Annotated in this window: 16 protein-coding genes and 1 pseudogene; 10 read left to right on the forward strand and 7 right to left on the reverse strand. The window is 73.4% G+C overall.

What is annotated here, in order from left to right:
* Positions 1–275: 275 nt before the first annotated feature.
* On the reverse strand, positions 276–2447 hold the full coding sequence (locus tag KSF81_RS22510) for a DUF6600 domain-containing protein (protein WP_217380859.1): 2172 nt from the start codon (positions 2445–2447) through the stop codon (positions 276–278).
* 179 nt (positions 2448–2626) lie between these two features.
* Between KSF81_RS22510 and KSF81_RS22515 the strand changes: the two genes are divergently transcribed.
* A complete protein-coding gene (locus tag KSF81_RS22515) occupies positions 2627–3229 on the forward strand; it encodes an OmpA family protein (protein WP_217380860.1) in 603 nt (200 codons plus the stop codon).
* 85 nt (positions 3230–3314) lie between these two features.
* Here KSF81_RS22515 and KSF81_RS22520 read toward each other — a convergent pair whose 3' ends face one another.
* On the reverse strand, positions 3315–3854 hold the full coding sequence (locus KSF81_RS22520; RefSeq protein WP_217380861.1) for a CHAP domain-containing protein: 540 nt from the start codon (positions 3852–3854) through the stop codon (positions 3315–3317).
* Positions 3855–4116: 262 nt separating this feature from the next.
* Between KSF81_RS22520 and KSF81_RS22525 the strand changes: the two genes are divergently transcribed.
* Both KSF81_RS22525 and KSF81_RS22530 read left to right on the forward strand, forming a co-directional pair.
* Positions 4117–4659, forward strand: a complete 543-nt coding sequence (locus tag KSF81_RS22525) for a hypothetical protein (RefSeq protein ID WP_217380862.1) — start codon at positions 4117–4119, stop codon at positions 4657–4659.
* Entirely contained in the window at positions 4656–5225 is a 570-nt protein-coding gene (locus tag KSF81_RS22530) for a hypothetical protein (protein ID WP_217380863.1), read from the forward strand. The genes KSF81_RS22525 and KSF81_RS22530 overlap by 4 nt, the downstream gene beginning before the upstream one ends.
* A 96-nt stretch (positions 5226–5321) precedes the next feature.
* On the opposite strand, the gene KSF81_RS22535 is transcribed toward KSF81_RS22530, so the two are convergent.
* The 3 genes and pseudogenes from KSF81_RS22535 to KSF81_RS22545 form a co-directional block, all read right to left on the reverse strand.
* On the reverse strand, positions 5322–6221 hold the full coding sequence (locus KSF81_RS22535; protein WP_217380864.1) for a hydroxymethylglutaryl-CoA lyase: 900 nt from the start codon (positions 6219–6221) through the stop codon (positions 5322–5324).
* Positions 6218–7454, reverse strand: a pseudogene (locus KSF81_RS32420) (CaiB/BaiF CoA transferase family protein). The gene KSF81_RS22535 and the pseudogene KSF81_RS32420 overlap by 4 nt, the downstream one beginning before the upstream one ends.
* A gap of 109 nt (positions 7455–7563) precedes the next feature.
* Positions 7564–7848: a hypothetical protein gene (locus KSF81_RS22545; RefSeq protein ID WP_217380865.1), complete on the reverse strand. Its 285-nt coding sequence runs from the start codon at positions 7846–7848 to the stop codon at positions 7564–7566.
* Between the two features lie 203 nt (positions 7849–8051).
* Between KSF81_RS22545 and KSF81_RS22550 the strand changes: the two genes are divergently transcribed.
* From KSF81_RS22550 to KSF81_RS22560, 3 genes are all read left to right on the forward strand, one after another.
* Entirely contained in the window at positions 8052–8258 is a 207-nt protein-coding gene (locus KSF81_RS22550) for a hypothetical protein (protein WP_217380866.1), read from the forward strand.
* Positions 8255–9655: an amidase gene (locus KSF81_RS22555; RefSeq protein WP_217380867.1), complete on the forward strand. Its 1401-nt coding sequence runs from the start codon at positions 8255–8257 to the stop codon at positions 9653–9655. Before KSF81_RS22550 ends, KSF81_RS22555 begins: the two co-directional genes overlap by 4 nt.
* A gap of 298 nt (positions 9656–9953) precedes the next feature.
* Entirely contained in the window at positions 9954–10787 is an 834-nt protein-coding gene (locus tag KSF81_RS22560) for a dihydrodipicolinate synthase family protein (protein ID WP_309139651.1), read from the forward strand.
* Positions 10788–10874: 87 nt separating this feature from the next.
* Here the strand turns inward: KSF81_RS22560 and KSF81_RS22565 are convergent, their stop codons facing one another.
* The gene (locus KSF81_RS22565) at positions 10875–11678 is read right to left on the reverse strand and encodes an SDR family oxidoreductase (RefSeq protein ID WP_217380868.1); all 804 of its coding nucleotides are present in this window, start codon (positions 11676–11678) and stop codon (positions 10875–10877) included.
* Entirely contained in the window at positions 11675–12601 is a 927-nt protein-coding gene (locus KSF81_RS22570; protein WP_217380869.1) for a hypothetical protein, read from the reverse strand. Before KSF81_RS22570 ends, KSF81_RS22565 begins: the two co-directional genes overlap by 4 nt.
* A gap of 1118 nt (positions 12602–13719) precedes the next feature.
* Between KSF81_RS22570 and KSF81_RS22575 the strand changes: the two genes are divergently transcribed.
* From KSF81_RS22575 to KSF81_RS22590, 4 genes are all read left to right on the forward strand, one after another.
* Positions 13720–14163 carry a DVU3141 family protein gene (locus KSF81_RS22575; RefSeq protein WP_217380870.1) on the forward strand — a complete coding sequence of 148 codons (444 nt, stop codon included), beginning with the start codon at positions 13720–13722 and terminating at the stop codon, positions 14161–14163.
* Positions 14164–14232: 69 nt separating this feature from the next.
* Positions 14233–14988 carry an ABC transporter permease gene (locus KSF81_RS22580; RefSeq protein WP_217380871.1) on the forward strand — a complete coding sequence of 252 codons (756 nt, stop codon included), beginning with the start codon at positions 14233–14235 and terminating at the stop codon, positions 14986–14988.
* A gap of 3 nt (positions 14989–14991) precedes the next feature.
* Positions 14992–15639, forward strand: a complete 648-nt coding sequence (locus tag KSF81_RS22585) for an ABC transporter ATP-binding protein (protein WP_217380872.1) — start codon at positions 14992–14994, stop codon at positions 15637–15639.
* The gene (locus KSF81_RS22590; protein WP_254453697.1) at positions 15596–16810 is read left to right on the forward strand and encodes a capsule biosynthesis protein; all 1215 of its coding nucleotides are present in this window, start codon (positions 15596–15598) and stop codon (positions 16808–16810) included. Before KSF81_RS22585 ends, KSF81_RS22590 begins: the two co-directional genes overlap by 44 nt.
* Positions 16811–16850 lie beyond the last annotated feature (40 nt).

Genomic DNA, 16850 nt, shown 5'->3' on the forward strand with positions numbered 1-16850 from the left:
AGCCGGGGCGATAAGCCTGCGGCATGACGCGCCGCAGATACGGCCCCGGCATGATGCGCGAGCCTCCGGCTTGCCTGGCGCCGCGTCGCTCGGCGCGTTTGTGCCCTCCGGCGCCTCGGACGGCTCCAAAGGCGTGATCGCCCTCCCCGCGGCAGGCATGGAGCATGACCACTGCGGGCTGAATCGGGCAGCCTCCGAGGCGGCCCGCGCCCGAAACCGGCATGGCCTGAAGCCTGGATCGGCCGGTGCCGGAGGAGGTGCGCCGGCCCGCGGCATCACCGCTGGCGGTCGTGCTGGCGCTGCCCGCGTTCCTGCTGCCGTTGGGCCTGCGCCGCCTGCTGGCGCTGCTGCATTTCCTGATGCTGGCGGGCCTGCGCCGCCTGCTGGCGCTGCTGCATTTCCTGATGCTGGCGGGCCTGCATGTCCTGCTGCCGCCGCATCTGTTCGGATTGTTGCCGCTGCTGCGCCTCCTGCTGACGGCGCATCTGGTCGAATTGCTGGCGCTGCTGCATCTCCTGGCGCTGCCGCATTTGGTCTGCCTGCTGCCGATGCTGCATCTCCTGCTGGCGGCGCATCTGGTCGAACTGCTGACGCTGCTGCATCTCCTGCTGCTGCCGTCGCATCTGGTCCGCCTGTTGCCGCTGCTGCGCCTCCTGCTGACGGCGCATCTGGTCGAATTGCTGGCGCTGCTGCATGTCCTGCTGTTGCCGGCCTTGCATCTCCTGCTGGCGGCGCAGCAGCATTTCCTGCTGCTGCCGGGCGAAGCCCTCGGCCGGGGCGCGCATCTCGGGTGGGCGGTCCCAGCCCGCTGCCGGGCCAGGGCGGCCGGGGTCCCGCCGTCCCTCCGGCAGGGCGGCATGGCTGGCGGGCGGGGGGCCAGGCGGGGCTTCGGGCCGGCGCCCTTCAGGGCGCCTCTCCTCCGGGCGCAGTCCCAGCCGCTCCGCCATCCGCGGCGTGACTCCCGCCGTGCCGGGGCCCGGCCGCAGGGGCGGTCCCGCCAGCACCGCAGCGCCGACTTCCGGCGGCAGGCGCTGCGCCTCGCGCCGGATGAGGCGGGAGTCGCGCATGGCCTCGGCCGGGACCAACGTCGCCGCCCGCCGGTTCGCGAAAGCCTCGAGCCGAGCGCCCGGCAGCGGCACCGCCGCCTCCCCCACCGTCTCCCGCCGCGGGCCATCGCGACCGCGCTCCGCCCAGCCTTGCCGCACCGCCGGCAGGTCGCGCACCTGGTACAGGTTGGCCCTTGCCACATAGGCCGGCGAGGCGCGGTACCAGGGATACCAGGGCTCGCGCGGCGCCAGCGGCACCCAGCCGACCGGGGGCCCCGCCCCGGGGCCCCGGGCGGCGCCGAGGAAGGCCACCAGCGCCGGCGCCCAGACCGGCCTCAGCCGCGGCCCGGCGGCCAGCACCGGCGCGGGCGCCCAGCCCCAGCGCGGGCCGAGCCGCACCCAGCGCCCGTAATGCGAGGTGGCGAAGCCCCAGGGCGCCGCATCCACCCAGGTCCAGCCCCAGGGCTCCTGCCAGCGCCAAGCCCCGTCGCCATAGGGCACCCAATCGGCCGGCAGGCCCTGCGGGTACCAGACATCGCCGTAGTCCGGGCTGGTTTCCCAGCGGCCATGGAAGCCGAGTTCCTCCGCCCCAGTCATGCCGCGCGCTGCCAGTGGCGGTGGCCGGCGCGCCTCCAGCGTCGCGGCCCAGGCCACCAGCGGGGTGCCGGCGCCGGCCGGCTCCAGTGCCGGCGCCGCGCCTTCCGCCAGGCGCACCGCCTCGCCGGGGCCGAGCGGGATTTCCTCGCCGCCCAACCGCACCACGGCCGAGCCCTCGAAGACCGCGACGCGGGTGGCGGCCTCGCCCGGATCGCCGACGCCGATACTGCCGACCTCGATCAGGATGCGGCCATCCAGCGCGCTGGCGACCACCGCCTGCGGGGTGACGATCTCCACCACCTCCGCCGCCTCCGCCAAGCCGCGCAGCCGCAGGAAGACCGCGCCGCGCGGCAGGGTGGCGCGCAGGCTGCGCTCATCGAGCGTGGTGATCCTGAGATCCGTGCCGCCGTCCAGGACCAGGCGATTCCGGCCGAATTCCAGCGCCGCCCGCGCGCCGGGTTCGGTCCAGAGGCCATGGCCGGCGATCACCGCCTCGTTCAGCCGCGCCGGCTGCCACTCCTCCTCGCCCGGCAGGCGGAAGGAGACGGTGCCGGAGAGGCGGGCGATGCGGCCGACCCGGGCGGGCGGGTCCTCCGGCTCGGTCTGCAACCCGGCCGGCAGGGGAGCGGCGGGGGCCATGGCGGCCGGGGGCGCCTGCCGGGCCAAGTGCGGCGCAAGCGGGGGCGCACCGGATTTGATGCCGCCCAGGTCCTGCCACGGGGCGCCCTCGAATTTCTGCGCCGGCAGCGGCTGCGGCGCCAGCAGCAGCGCGGCAAGGGCCAGGGCGGCGGGGTGGCGGGGCATGGGGGATCAACCTCCGTGGAACCGGCCAGGGTTCCGACCGCCCCAATCAACGCCGCCAGTTTGGCGGAAAAGCGGCGCTGCCGTGCAAGCCGGCGCGAGCAGCGCCATCGCCACAGGGACGGAACGGCCGGTGCCGCGTTGTGCGCGCAATGGATCAGCCCCGCAGGAAGGTCGCACCGATGCCGCACCCGCTCCGCCATGCCACCAGCCCCGCCGTTACTTTGGCCTTGGCGCTGCTGCTTCCCCTCGCCGCTGCCGCGCAGGAGCGCGCGACCGGCACCGTGACCATCCCGCAGCCGCCGCCCGAGCCGCGCGGCGCGGTGGTGGAGCCCGCCCAGCCCGGCGCGGGCGTGGCGGTGCCGCGCGGCGGCGCCGTGGATGTGCGCGGCGCCAATGTGGTGGTGATCCAGGAAACCCCGCGCGGCACCCAGCTCACCGTGCAGAACGACGTGCTCTTCGACTTCGACAAGTCCGAGCTGCGGCCGGATGCCGCGACCGCGCTCGGCCGCGTCGCCGAGATCATCCGCGACCGGCGGCCGCGCGCGGTGCGCATCATCGGCCATACCGACAGCATCGGTACGGACGACTACAACGAGGCCCTCTCCCGCCGCCGCGCCCAAGCGGTGGAGCAGTGGCTGGCCAGCAATGGCGGCGGCCTGCCGCCGCTGCAGGTGGAGGGCCGCGGCGAGCGCGAGCCGGTGGCGCCCAATACCGTGGATGGCCGCGACAACCCGGAGGGGCGGCAGAAGAATCGCCGGGTGGAGGTGCTGCTGGAACGCTGAGCGGCGGGCCGCCACCCCGGTCGGAAGCGGATATGCGGGGGATGGCCGCGGAAAGCGCCGCAGTCCCCGGCCCGGGGCCACACGGCTACCGCGCCGCCGTCACCGTGCCGGCATGGATGAAGCCGTAGCTCGGGAAATTGGTGGCGCCATAGTCGTTCACCCGCGCATACCAGACCCGCACCAGCGACCAGTCATTCCCCGGCGAGACATCCCGCACCGCCTGGTCCCGCGCCACCCGTCCCTTGGCGGCGCCCGAGGCCCAATTGGCGTGGTCGACCCGGATCTCCCGCGCCGAGACCACGCGCGAGACCACCGCCACATGCCCTTGCGGCAGGCGGGAATTGCGCATCAGCACCAGCACGCTGCCGGCCCGCGGCGCCTGGCTGCGGCTGTAGCGGCCGGCCGCGGCCTCCCACCATTGCCAGGCATCGCCGCGCAGCTCGATCCCGGCGCGGGCCCGGGCATAGGGAACGCAGGACCAGCCTCCCGCCTGCCCGCCGGGCTCGCGGCCGGGTGGCAGGCGCGAGGTGCCGCAGGCCGCCAGCAGCAGCAGCGCGAGAAGCGCCCCCCATCGGATGTCCCCCCCTGCGCATGTCCCCCCCAGGATTCCCCGATCCCGGGCCATCCTAGACCCTATCGCCCCGAAGTGGAATCGCTTCCGCCTCCCCGCGCGTCTGCCGCGATGAGGCCGGCACCGAAACATTGCCCCCCGACAGGTCACAGGAGTGTTGCCGTGGCCTCCGGTCTTGCGTATTGGCCGAGGCACGGCGACCGTCCGTGGGGGGCGGCAGACGGCCGGCCCCGCGGCATCACGGGACCGGCCGCCGGTTCGCCGGACCACATCGGAATTGGCCAGGAAGCGAGGACCCATGGGTAGGACCCATCCAATGCAACAGCGGCCGCAGAAGACGGGGGCGCGGTTGCGCGCGCGCGGCGCGATGCTGCTGGCAGCCAGCCTGCTGCTCACATCGCCCGCCTTCAGCGCCACGCGCTGCGGCACGGAACAGGACCAGGCGGTGTTCGAGGTCGAGGCGCTGAAGACCGAACTCATGGTCGTCGCCACCACCTGCCGCCTGGAGGAGCGCTACAACGCCTTCATCCAGCGCTACCAGCCGCAATTGGCGGCGAATGGCCGCGCCTTCGGCCAATTCTTCGTCCGCACCAAGGGCCGCACCGGCCAGCGGGCGACCGATGCCTACATCACCAACCTGGCCAATGCCCGCTCCACCGAGGCGCAGGCGCTGGGCTCGGATTTCTGCCCGCGCAACACCGGCCTCTTCAATGAGGTGATGGCCCTGCCGAGCGCGGCGGAACTGCCCGCCTATGCCGCCGGCAAGGACCTGTTCCCGGCCAGCCTCGCGGCCTGCGACGGCGTGACCGCCGCCCCGGCCGCGGCGCCCACCCGCACCACGCGGGCACGTGGCCGATGAGCCGCAGCAGGATCATGGCCAGCCTGCCCCGGCCGAGCCTGGCACTGGCGGCAGGGCTGCTGGCCCTGGCCGGCTGCGCCCAGGACCGGCCGGCCCAGACCGCCTCCACCGCCCGGGTCTATGCGGTGGACCTGCAGGGCGGCGCCAAGCTCTGCACCGTGCCGGACCAGGTGAACCTCTCGGCGGATCGCCCGGCGGAGGCCAGGATGGTGATGGGCAATGATGGCGGCTGGTGCGGCATCACCCTGGCCCAGCCGGGGCCGCGGCCCTATACCGCCGGCCTCGTCGCCAACCGGCCGGAGCATGGCCGGGTGCATGTCCGCACGGTCGGCGACCGGACGCGGGTGGACTACATCCCGGATCGCGGCTTCACCGGCACGGATGCCTTCGCGGTGCGGATGCTGCCCGGCAATGCCGCCATGCAGGTGGCGGTGATGGTGGAGCCCGGCACCGCGGCGGCAACGCCCACCGCCGCGCCGGCTGCTGCCGCACCGGCCGCGGCCCCGACCCGGCCGGCCCCCGCCCGCGCTGCCCCGGCCAAGCCCGCCAGCCGCAGCAACCGGTAGGAAAAACCCGGCAAGGCAGGACGTCGCCCGCGACGTCCTGCGCCACCGGCAGGCAGCAGGGACCGGCCGAAGCACCCCCGGGGCCAGCCCGCCGCGTCAGGCCGCTTGGCGCGCCGCCGTGACCCGCCGCATCGCCCCGCCCGGCGTGGCGCCCGGCACCGCCGCGGCGAGGTCGGCGGCGACCAGCAGCTTCGGCCAGTCGACGCCGGTCTCCACGCCCATGCGGCCGAACATCCAGACCACATCCTCCATCGCCACATTGCCGGTGGCGCCGGGGGCGAAGGGGCAGCCGCCGATGCCGCCCGAGGCGGCGTCGAAGATGCGGCAGCCGGCCTCCCAGGCCGCCACCACATTGGCGACGCCCATGCCGTAGGTGTCATGCCCATGGAAGGCGAAGCGCTTGCCCCAGGCGCGGTGCGCCGCCTCGAAGAGGCGCCGCACCTGGTCCGGCGCGGCATTGCCGGTGGTATCGGCCAGCGCGATCTCCATCTCCGGGTCGAGCGCCACCACGCGCTCGATCCAATCCAGCGCCTCGGCCTCCGGCACCACGCCCTCGAAGGGGCAGTGGAAGACGCAGGAGAGGTTGAAGCGGATCTTCGTGCCGGCCGGCGCGTCCCGCACGATGGCGGCGAGGTCGGCGAAGCTCTCCTCGCGGGTTCGGTTGAGGTTCGCCTTGTTGTGGCTCTCGGTCACCGACATGAAGAGGCCGAGCCGGTCGGCGCCGGCCTGCACCGCCAGGTCGAAGCCCCGGCGGTTCGGCACCAGCACGGTGCATTCCAGCCCTTCGAGCTGCTTCGCCGCCTTCAGCACCGCGCCGGTATCCGCCATCTGCGGCACCGCGCGCGGCGAGACGAAGCTGCCGATCTCCATGCGCCGGAGCCCGGCCTCCCAGCAGGCGCGGACGATGGCGATCTTGGTCTCGGTCGGCACGAATGCGGCGATGGATTGCAGCCCGTCGCGCGGCGCCACCTCGCTGAGTTCCACCCGTTCGGTCATGACGCGGTCTCCTCGCCCAGCAATTCCTTGAACACCTGCGCGTTGTGCGCCCCGGCGGCGGGGCCCGTCCAGCGGACCATCCCGCGCGGCGCGATGCCGTCGATGCGGAAGGGCGCGGCGGGGTGCAGGATGGGGCCGATCAGCGGGTCCTGCACCTGCATCACCAGGTCGCGGGCCTGGAAATGCGGGTCCTCGGCGCAGTCGCGGATGTCGTAGAGGCGCGAGCACGGCACCTCCGCCGCCTCCAGGATGCGCTCCGCCTCGGCCGCCGGCAGGGTGCGGGTCCAGGCGGCGATGGCGGCGTCCAGTTCGGCGACATTCTCGCAGCGGGCGATATTGCTGGCGAAGCGCGGCTCCTCGGCCAATTCCGGCCGGCCGATCGCCGTCATCAGCCGGCGGAAGATCAGGTCGGAATTGCCGGCGACGCAAAGCCAGCGTCCGTCGGCGCAGGGATAGGTATTGGTCGGCGCGGCGGTCGGGATGGCGGCGCCGGCCGGCTGCCGGATGCGGCCAAACAGCCCGTATTCCGGCAGCATCCCCTCCATCAGGCTGAAGACGCTCGACACCAGGTCCACATCGATGATCCGGCCCCGCCCGTCGCCGCCGGGATGGTCGCGGCCCCAACAGGCGGCGGCCACCGCCATGGCGGCATACATCCCCGCCAGGTCGTCGCTGATGGAGACCCCGCAGCGCGGCGGCGGGTGCTCGCTCTGGCCGGGATTGGCGGTGAGGTGGCGCAAGCCCCCCCATCGCCTCGCCGATGGCGCCGAAGGCCGGCTTGTCGCGATAGGGGCCGTCCTGGCCATAGCCGCTAATCCGGGCGATGACGAGCCGCGGATTCGCCTGGTGCAGCGCCGCCGGGCCAAGGCCGAGCCGCTCCAACTGGCCGGGGCGGAAATTCTCGACCAGCGCATCCGCCCGCGCCGCCAGCTTGAGCAGCCGTGCCTTCCCCTCCGCGGCTTTCAGGTCGAGCGTGACGGAGAGCTTGTTGCGGCCATGCACGCTGAACCAGACGGCATTGCCCGCCACCTGGCTGCCCCAGCCGCGCACCGGGTCGCCCTCCGGCGGCTCCACCTTGATGACCTCGGCGCCGAGATCGGCGAGCAGGCGGGTGGCGAAGGGCGCGGCGATGTAATGGCCGAGTTCGAGGATCCTGAGGCCGCGCAGGGGCAGCCTGGGCGCGCCCGGGCTGGCATCGGTGGTGGCGCTGGTAGCGGGATCGGGGTCTGGCATGGCTGCGCCGAGGCATAGCAGCCGGGCCGGGCGGCGGAAAGCGCGCCCCGAGGCAGGGGAATCGGAGCGGCGGGACCAGCCTTCGCCCGTCCCGCCCCCCCGGCCCGCCTCAGCGGTAGGGCATCGGGGGCTGTGGCATGGCGCGGCCCTGCCGGGCGTCCTGGTCGCTCATGCGGTTCAGGTTGGAGGTGGTGTCGGCGCCGGGCGTGGGCGCATCGGTGCCCTGGCGGGCCCGCTGCAGGCTCATCTCATTGAGCCGGTCGGTTTCGCTGGACTGGGCGGTCTGGCCCTGGTGGGCGGAACCGCGCCGCTGCGAGGCGGCATCGGCCGGGAGGGTGGTCACCAGGCCAAGGGCCAGCGCACTCGTGCAAAGCATCAGGCTGGAGCGGAACATGGGCATCTCCTTTGGCGGGGCGATCACGGCCCCAGCCATGCAATGATGCCCTCTGCCATGCGTCGCGTAATACGTGCTCACGGCAATGTGGCCGCGCGTGGCGCGATCCGGCCGCCGCATCTCCGCCAGGCCACACCGCCAGCGGCGGTTCCCTGCCGGCCGCGGCTTTGGCACAGTGCGGCGCAACGATGGAGGATTCGGGCATGGCGGCGCAACCGGTGACCCCGCAGGATGAACAGGCCGCGGTGCTGGCCCGCGCCGCCGGCCTCGACAGGGCCTGGGCCGGGCACCGCGCGGATGTCGAGGAGGCGGTGGCCGTGGCCGCCCGCCTGCGCACCGGCTTCGCCCGCCCCGCCGACCCGGCCGTGGAACCCACCCCCGCCCACCGCGCCCCGGCGGCCCGGCCATGAGCGCCGCGCCCTGCATGCTGCCGCTGGCCGAGGCCGCGGCGCTGATCGCCGCGCGGCGGCTCTCGCCGGTCGAGCTGCTGAGCGATTGCCTGGCGCGGATCGCGGCGCTGGAGCCCCGCCTCAATGCCTTCATCCGCCTGCTGGAGCAGGAGGCGATGGCCGAGGCCCGCGCGGCGGAGGCGGAGATCGCGCGCGGCGGCCCGCGTTCCGCCCTGCACGGCATCCCGGTCGGGCTGAAGGACATCATCGACCTTGCCGGCCACCCCAGCACCTGCCATTCGCGGCTGCGGCTCGACCATGTGGCGGAAGCGGATGCCGCGGTGGTGGCGCGGCTGCGCGAGGCGGGCGCGGTCTTCCCGGGCAAGCTGGCGACGCATGAATTCGCCATCGGCGGCCCCTGTTTCGACCTGCCCTTCCCGCCGGCGCGGAACCCGTGGAATCCGGCGCATCATCCCGGCGGCTCCTCCTCCGGCTCCGGCGCGGCGGTGGCGGCGCGGATGCTGCCGGCGGCGCTCGGCACCGATACCGGCGGCTCGGTGCGGCACCCCGCCACGCATTGCGGGTTGGTCGGGCTGAAACCCACCTATGGGCTGGTCTCCCGCCGCGGCGTCTTTCCGCTGGCCTTCACCCTGGACCATGTCGGGCCGATGACCCGCACGGTGCGCGACAATGCGCTGCTGCTCGGCGTGATGGCCGGGCCGGATGCGGAGGACCCCGGAAGCGCCATGCGGGAAGCCGAGGACTACACGCGCGACCTGCATCGCGGCGTCAAGGGGCTCAGGATCGGCTTCATCCGGCATTTCCACGAGGCCGACATGCCGGCCAGCCCGGAGGTCGCCGCCGCGCTGGAGGCAGCGGCGCGGCTGCTGGCGGCGGAGGGCGCCACGATCCGCGACGTCACCCTGCCGCCGCTCGGCGAATTCGCCGCCGTCAACCGCGCCATCCTCGGTGCCGAGGCGGCCGCGGTGCATGAGACCTGGCTGCGCGAGCGGCCCGGCGACTACGCACATCTGACGCGCCGGCGCCTGCTGCCCGGCATGTTCGTCTCCGGCGCCGACTACGTGCAGGCGCAGCGCCGGCGCACGCAGTTGGTCGCGGCGGTGGAGGCGGCTTTCGCGGAAGTGGACCTGCTGCTCTCCGCCAGTTCCATGGACCCCGCCTGCCGCATCGACGACGCGGCGGAGGTGGACCGCACCTATTCCCGCCAGGCCCGCACCCCCTTCAATGTCACCGGCCATCCGGCGATCAGCGTGATGTGCGGCATCAGCCGCGCGGAGGGGCTGCCGCTGGGCCTGCAACTGGTGGCGCCCGCCTTCGCCGAGGCGCTGCTCTACCGCGCCGCCGCTGGCTATGAGCGGGCGGCGCCGTGGCGGGAGATGGCGCCGGCGCCGTTTTAGGGAGAGGGCGATTCAGACTTCATATCAATGGCCTTGTCCAACAACCGCTTTGGATGGAAAAAGTGGACTTGGCCCCGGATGCGCCAACTGCCAACCGTTTGTCCGGCCAGCAAGCTGGCTAAGGCTGATCGTGCTCAAGCTTCGAAGGTGGTCAGCGTAATAGAGGCGAAAGTGGACCTGGAGGGGGCAGCAGGAGGCCGGTAAAGCTGGAGCCTTTCGTCCCTAGGCGGGTTTGATATGTCAATTTTCCACGGACTTTCAGCGTTCCCCATCACCCCCGCCGACGAGGGGGGGACGTGTGGACACCGACGCCCTCGCCGCGCTGCTCCGGCGGCTGGAGGAGGCGGGGGTGGATTCGGTCGGGCTGCTCGGCAGCACCGGCACCTACGCCTATTTGACGCGGGCGGAGCGGCGGAGGGCCATCGAGGCGGCGGCCGAGTGCGTCGGCGGCCGCGTGCCGCTCATCGTAGGCGTCGGTGCCCTCCGCACGGACGATGCCCAGGATCTCGCGCGGGATGCCCAGGCGGCAGGGGCGGACGGGCTGCTGCTGGCACCTGTCTCCTACACGCCGCTCACCGACGAGGAGGTGTTCCAGCACTTCGCGGCCGTGGCAGGGGCGTCCGGTCTGCCGCTCTGCATCTACAACAACCCGAGTACGACGCACTTCACGTTCAGCGACGAGCTCGTGGCGCGCCTCGCCAAGGTGCCCGGCATTGTCGCCGTGAAGAACCCTGGCCCCGCGCCGACCGAGGCGAAGGCGAAAGTCGACGCCCTTCGCGCGCTCCTGCCCGCCGATTTCGCCGTCGGATTTAGCGGCGACTGGTACTCAGCGGAGGCCGTGCTTGCGGGCGGTGTGGCTTGGTACAGCGTAATCGGCGGCCTCCTGCCGCAGCCCTCCCTCGCCCTTATGCGCGCCGCCCAAGCGGGCGACGTGGCAGAGGTGCAGCGGCTCAACGCGGCCTTCGAGCCGCTCTGGAATCTGTTCAAGCAGCACGGGAGCCTCCGGGTGGTCTACGCGGCAGCGAACCTGCTGGGGCTGACCGAAGCACAACCCCCCCGGCCAATTCTGCCCCTTGGCGTGGCTGAACGGAGGCGCATCGAAATGGCGCTGACCGCACTGGATGCCCGATAGGGTGGCAAGGATGACCTGCCCCGCTGCTGCGAGGCCTGCTTTGGGTCGAGAGCGGTCACGCAACAGGGCCGCCGGCATCGCGCTGTTTCAGCTTGAGGCGATCGCGCTCTTTGGCCCCTCCGGCGCAATGCGGAACCGCGCCCGCCGCAGCAGCGCGTCGCCGAGCGGCGCCGGCAGCAACGCAAGCCCGCGCAGCAGCACCCCCAGCGGCCAGGGAAAGACCAGCCGCCCCTGCCGCCGCAGCAGCGCGCGGTGCAGCCGCGCCGCCGCCGCCTCGGCGCTGATCTCGAAGGGCTTCGCGCCGAGATAGCGCGCGCCCATCGCCGACGAAAAAAACCCCGGCGCCACCACCGTCACCGCGATCCCCGCCGGGCCATGCGCCGCGCGCAGCGCCTCGCCATAGGCCCAGAGCCCGGCCTTGCCCGCGCAATAGGCCGGGCTGTCCGGCAGGCCGCGGAAGCCCGCCACCGAGCCGACCAGCGCCACCTGCCCGCGGCCGCGCGCCAGCATGGAGGGCAGTAGCGGCTCGATCAGATGCACCGCGCCGAGCAGGTTCACCGCAACCTGCGCCGCCGCCGCCTCCCCGCCCTCCGCCGCGCCATCCGGCCTGGTGCCGCCGGAAATCCCGGCATTGGCGATGATGCAGTCCACCGGCAGCGCCGCGTCCCAGTCCCGCAGTAGCGCCGCCAGCGCCGCACCGTCCCGCACATCCAGCGCCGCCAGCCGCACCGTGGCGCCACGCGCCTCGCATTCCGCCGCCACCGCGCCGAGCCCCGCCGCACCGCGCGCCACCAGGCCGAGCGTCACGCCCGGCGCCGCCAGCCGCCGCGCCAGCGCCGCGCCCAGGCCCCGGGAGGCACCGCTGATGACGACATGCCCCAATGCCCTCACCGCGCCGCCCACCAACCGGCGAGGAAGCGGGAGGCGCCGCCGATCAGCGCCCGCAGCGCCGCCGGCGTGCGCGGCTGCCGGGCCGGGCCGGGCGCGGCCAGCCGGTCCAGCAGCACCTCCGGCGGGCAGGGCAGGCCGGTCACCGGGTCGATGTAGCGGGGGTGGAGGATCAGCGCGCCAGCCACCAGCGCATCGAGTTCCAGGCGGCGGCCACGGCGCGGCGGCGGGTCGCGGTCCGTCGTCAGGCCCCAGCCGGTATAGAAGGGGCGGCCATGGGTCACGACGCGCAACCCACGCAGCAGCGCCTCGAAGCCGGTGAGGGAGGCGATGCAATGCACCTCCTGCACCATGGCATAGAGCGGGCCGATCGGCACCCGGGCCAGCACCTGGTCGGCCAGGGCGGCGGCCGCGGCGGCGGGCACGGCACCGGCGCGCATGCCGGCCTCCACATCGGGATGCGGCTTGTAGAGGAGGAAGGCATCGGGGTTCTCCCGCCGCACCGCCCGCAGCAAGTCGAGGTTGCTGCGGATGCGGGCGCCGCCCTGGCGCATGGCCGCATCGTCCTCCACCTGGCCCGGCACCAGGATCACCCGGCGGCCGGGCGGCGGCGCAAGGGGCGGGGCGGCGCCGGCCAGATTGTATTTGGTGACGGCGCCGGCGACCAGCGCCTGGCGCAGCCGCGCCGCCCGGGCCAGCAGCGCCGGGCTGAATTCCGTGCCGGCCAGCAGGTGTTCGAGGTCGCTCTCCACCGAGGGGTCGTAATGGATGCCGCGCCCATCCATGACCAATGAGGCCGCCGGCGCCAGCAGCACGCCGAGCCCGGCGGAGCGGATGAAGCCATCCTCCATCCGCACGAGGGGCACGCCCGCCGCGGCGGCCCGCGCCGGCAGGCCGGGCGGCATCACCGAGGCCCAGACCGCCACCGCCCCCCCCTGCCCGCTGCGCCGCCCGGATCGCCGCGGAGCCGCGCGCCAGGATGCGGGGCGGGCCCGCGGTGCTGGCCAGCGCCGCGCGGATGCGGCGGTGCTTGAACCACTCCATGCCGGTGCAGGCGATGATGCGGCGGTTCGCCGCCTCCGCCACCCGCCAGTCGGCAAGCTGGCGGATCGCCTGTTCCAGGCTCCAGGGCCGGGCGCGGAAGGGATCGGCGCAGCGGGTCGCGGCGATCAGCGCGGAGAAGACCGCCTCGGCCGGCTGCTCCGCCCAGGCGGGGCCCCGCACCGGCAGGCCGGCGGCGAGGCCAAGCAGCCCCAGCTCATCCTCCAGCGCATGCAGCGCATGGGCGAGGTCGAGCAGGGTCCAGGGTGCCAGCCTTCCTGGCAGGCGGCGGGCGCCCGCCTCCGGCAGCACCGGGCGGGCGCCAGGCGGCGCGGCGGGGCTCGCCGCCAGCAGCAGCGGCCTTCCGGCGGCGGTGGCACGGGCGGCTTCCAGCAGGGCGCGGGCGGCGGTGGCCTGGCTTGGCGCGCAGGGATCGATCACCAGCACGGCCTCGCCGCGCGGCAGGCCGAGCCCGGCCGGGCCGGGGTCCGGCAGGCCGGGCGTGCCGCCGACCCGGGCCTCCCGCAATTGCGCCATCACCGAATGCACCGCCGTATCCGGCGCTGCCTTCGCCTGCCGCAAACTCAATGCCAGCGGCTCCGGCCCCGGCGCCACAACCAGGGCGACCGGTGCGCGGTGCTGGCCGAAGGCGGGTGCCCGCCAGGGGGGATTCCGTGACATGCAGGGCCGTGGCCGGCGGGGCGGCGCCGGGATGCCCCTCCGGCACCAGTTGCACCGCGCCGGCGGTGCCGGGCGCCACCAGCAGATGGTCCGGGAAGAAGCCCTGAAGATGCGGAATGGCCCGCCACAGCATGGCAGGCACGGCCAGCGGTGAACCGGACGCCATGCCGGAAAGTGGCGGCAGACGCACTTGCCCTCCGCGTAGCGAAAGAAATTGGTCAGGGTTACTGAGCTATAGGCGGGGAAAGCTTCGCCTGCCATCGTAAAGTTGGTTGCCGCGGCCTCGCTTTTTGCTAGAGGGAGCACAGGGGGCCTGCTTTTCATGAATGACCGATACCGCGCCTTGGGGCGGCCTGGCCTCGTGCCGGTGGGGGAACCGCGACGGTTGCCGGGGGCGGCGCTCATGCTGGCCGCAACGCTCCTGGCCGGCTGTTCCGCCATGCCGGCCATGCCCCGATTCGGCGCGGCCGAGACCCAGCCGGCCGGCGCCGGCCCGGCGAGGCCGGTGGCGCTGGCCATCCCGGCGGACCCGGTGGCCGCCTTCGCCGCCACCGCCGCGCCCGGCGCGGAAGCCCAGGTCGTGCTGGAGGGTGGCCGCAGCGCCCGGCTGCGGCTGCTCCGCGCCTACAACGCCGCCAGCGGCCGCGAATGCCGGGAGGTGCTGATCGGCAGCGGGCTCGATGAGCGCTCCAGCCTGGTCTGCCAGCAGGATGGCACCTGGGTGACGGCGCGCCCGCTGCTCCGCGGCGGGTCGCGGCGCCCGTGACGGGTGGCGTCCCCCCCGGCTGGTGCCGCGGCCCCGGGCGGGGCAGCGCGCGGCCGGACGGTCCGCGGGATGCAGGTGCAGCTTCGGGTCATCGGCGCGCTGACCCTGCGCGAGCTCGGCACCCGCTTCGGCCGCGACAACCTCGGCTATCTCTGGCTCTTCCTGGAACCGGCGCTGCTCGGCGGCTCGATCGGGCTGATCCATCACCTGATCGGCCATGGTCTGCCGGGCGGGCTGGATGTCGTGACCTTCTGGGTGATCGGCTATATCCCCTACTACCTGTTGCGGGGGGTGGTGAACCGGGCGCCCAGCGCCATCGTCGCCAACCAGTCGCTGCTCTATCATCGCCAGGTCACGCTGCCCGACATCATCATCGCCCGCAACCTGCTGGAAGGCGCGGCGACCTTCGGCGCCATGGTGGCCTTCCTGCTGCTGTTTGGCGTCGTCACGGAGGAATGGCCGCGCGACCCGGCGCTGCTGGTGCTCGGCATGGGGCTGATGCTCGGCCTGGCGCATGGGCTGGCGCTGCTGATCGCGGTGGGCAGCGTCTATACCGAACTCTTCGAGCGCATGGTGCACCTCGTCACCTACCTGGCGCTGCCGGTCACCGGCGCCTTCTTCATGGTGTTCTGGCTGCCGACCGAATTGCAGCGCGCGGCGCTCTGGATCCCCACCGTGCATCTCTTCGAGATGGTGCGCGCCGGCCAGTACGGCGCCCAGGTGCCGACGCATTACGACATGGCCTATGTGGCCGGCTGGGTCGCCTGCCTCAACCTGCTCGGCATGGCCGGGCTGCGCCGCGCCCGGCGGGACCTGGTGGTGTGAGCGATGATCCGGCTCCACGGCATCCACAAGAGCTACAGGACCCATTTCGGCGAGCGCGAGGTGCTGGCTGGCGTGGACTGCACCTTCCACCGTGGCGAGAAGGTGGGCATCCTCGGCCGCAACGGCGCCGGCAAGACCACGCTGCTGCGGCTCATCGCCGGGGTGGAGCACCCCAATCGCGGCCATGTGGAACGGGGAATGAGCGTCTCCTGGCCGCTCGGCTTCGCCGGCGCCATGCATTACAGCATCACCGGCGCCGACAATGCCCGCTTCATCGCCCGGATCTACGGCAAGCCGCTGGCCGAGACGGTGGAATACGTGGAATCCTTCGCCGAGCTCGGCGAATACTACCGGATGCCGGTGCGCACCTATTCCTCCGGCATGATGATGCGGCTGGGCTTTGCCCTGTCGCTGGCCGTGGAATTCGACTGCTACCTGGTGGACGAGGTGATCGCCGTCGGCGACACCCGCTTCGGCGAGCGCTGCCGGCAGGCGCTGGCCGAGCGGCGGGAGCGCAGCACGCTGCTGCTGGTCTCGCATATCCCGGAAACGGTGCGCGCCTTCTGCACCTCCGCCGCCCTTCTCTCCGATGGCAGGCTCACCCGATATGAAGATCTGGACGAAGCAATCGCCGCCTATCGCGCTGCCTGAGGGCGCGCCCGGCTTCGAGGGCGCCGTCCCCGGCGGGCGCTGGTCCGGCCCGGTGGCGACGCCCGGCGGGGTGCTCGCGCGGCTGCGCCGGCGGGCGCGGCGGCATCCCTTCAAGCTGCTGGTGCTGCTGCCGACCCTGCTGGCGGCGCTGTATTTCTTCGCCCTGGCCGCGCCGCAATATGATTCGGAAGCGCGCTTCCTGATCCGCGGCCGCCAGGCGGCGCCCAGCAGCGGCCTCGGCGAGATGCTGCAGACCGCCGGCTTCCGCCCGGCGCAGGAGGATGCGATGGGGGTGCGGGACTACCTGCAATCCCATGACGCCGTCGCCGCGCTGCGCGCCCGCCTCGCCCTGGTGGAGATCTTCCGCCGGCCGGAGGCCGACCCGGTGGCCCGGCTGTGGTGGGCGGCGCCGAGCGCCGAGCGGCTGCTCGACTACTTCCGGCGCATGGTCGCCACCGAATACGACACCACCAGCGGCATCACCACGCTCCGCGCCCGCAGCTTCCGGGCCGAGGATTCCCGCGCCCTGGTGCTGGAATTGCTGCGCCTCTCGGAAGACATGGTGAACCGCCTGAACCAGCGGCTGCAGGAGGATGGGCTCCGCGTCGCGCGCGAGGAAGTGGCGCGGGCCGAGGCGCGGCTCACCGCCACCCAGGCCGAGATGACCCTCTTCCGCGAGCGCGAGCGCGCCGTGGACCCCGCCCGCTCCGCCGGCGTGGCGCTCGAGAACCTTGGCCGGCTGGAGGGCGCGCTGGCCCAGGCGCGGGCCGAGATGGGCGAGGCGCAGCGCTTCGCCCGCGCCGACAATCCGCGCATCCTGCAACTGCGCAACCGGATCGAGGGGCTGAATGCCCAGGTCCTGGAGGAACGCCAGCGCATGAGCACCGCCGATGCCGGCAATTCGCAGCAGATCGGCGAATACGAGCGGCTCTCGATGGAGCGGGAATTGGCCCGCACCCAGCTCGGTTCCGCCACCGCCTCGCTGGAACGGGCGCGGGTGGACGCGCAGCGGCAGCAGATCTTCCTGCTGCGCGTGGTGGAGCCGAACCTCGCCGAATATGCCCGCTACCCGAAGGCGGTGCTGACGGTGGCCTATATCTTCCTGTGCCTGTCGGTGGCCTATGGCCTGGCATGGCTTCTGCTTGCGGGGATGCGTGAACATGCGGCGTGATCTTGGCCCCCTTGCGGCGCTGACCGGGGCGGCGTTGCTG

Origin of the sequence: Siccirubricoccus sp. G192 (assembly GCF_019084075.1) — a bacterium.
GTDB lineage: Bacteria > Pseudomonadota > Alphaproteobacteria > Acetobacterales > Acetobacteraceae > G192.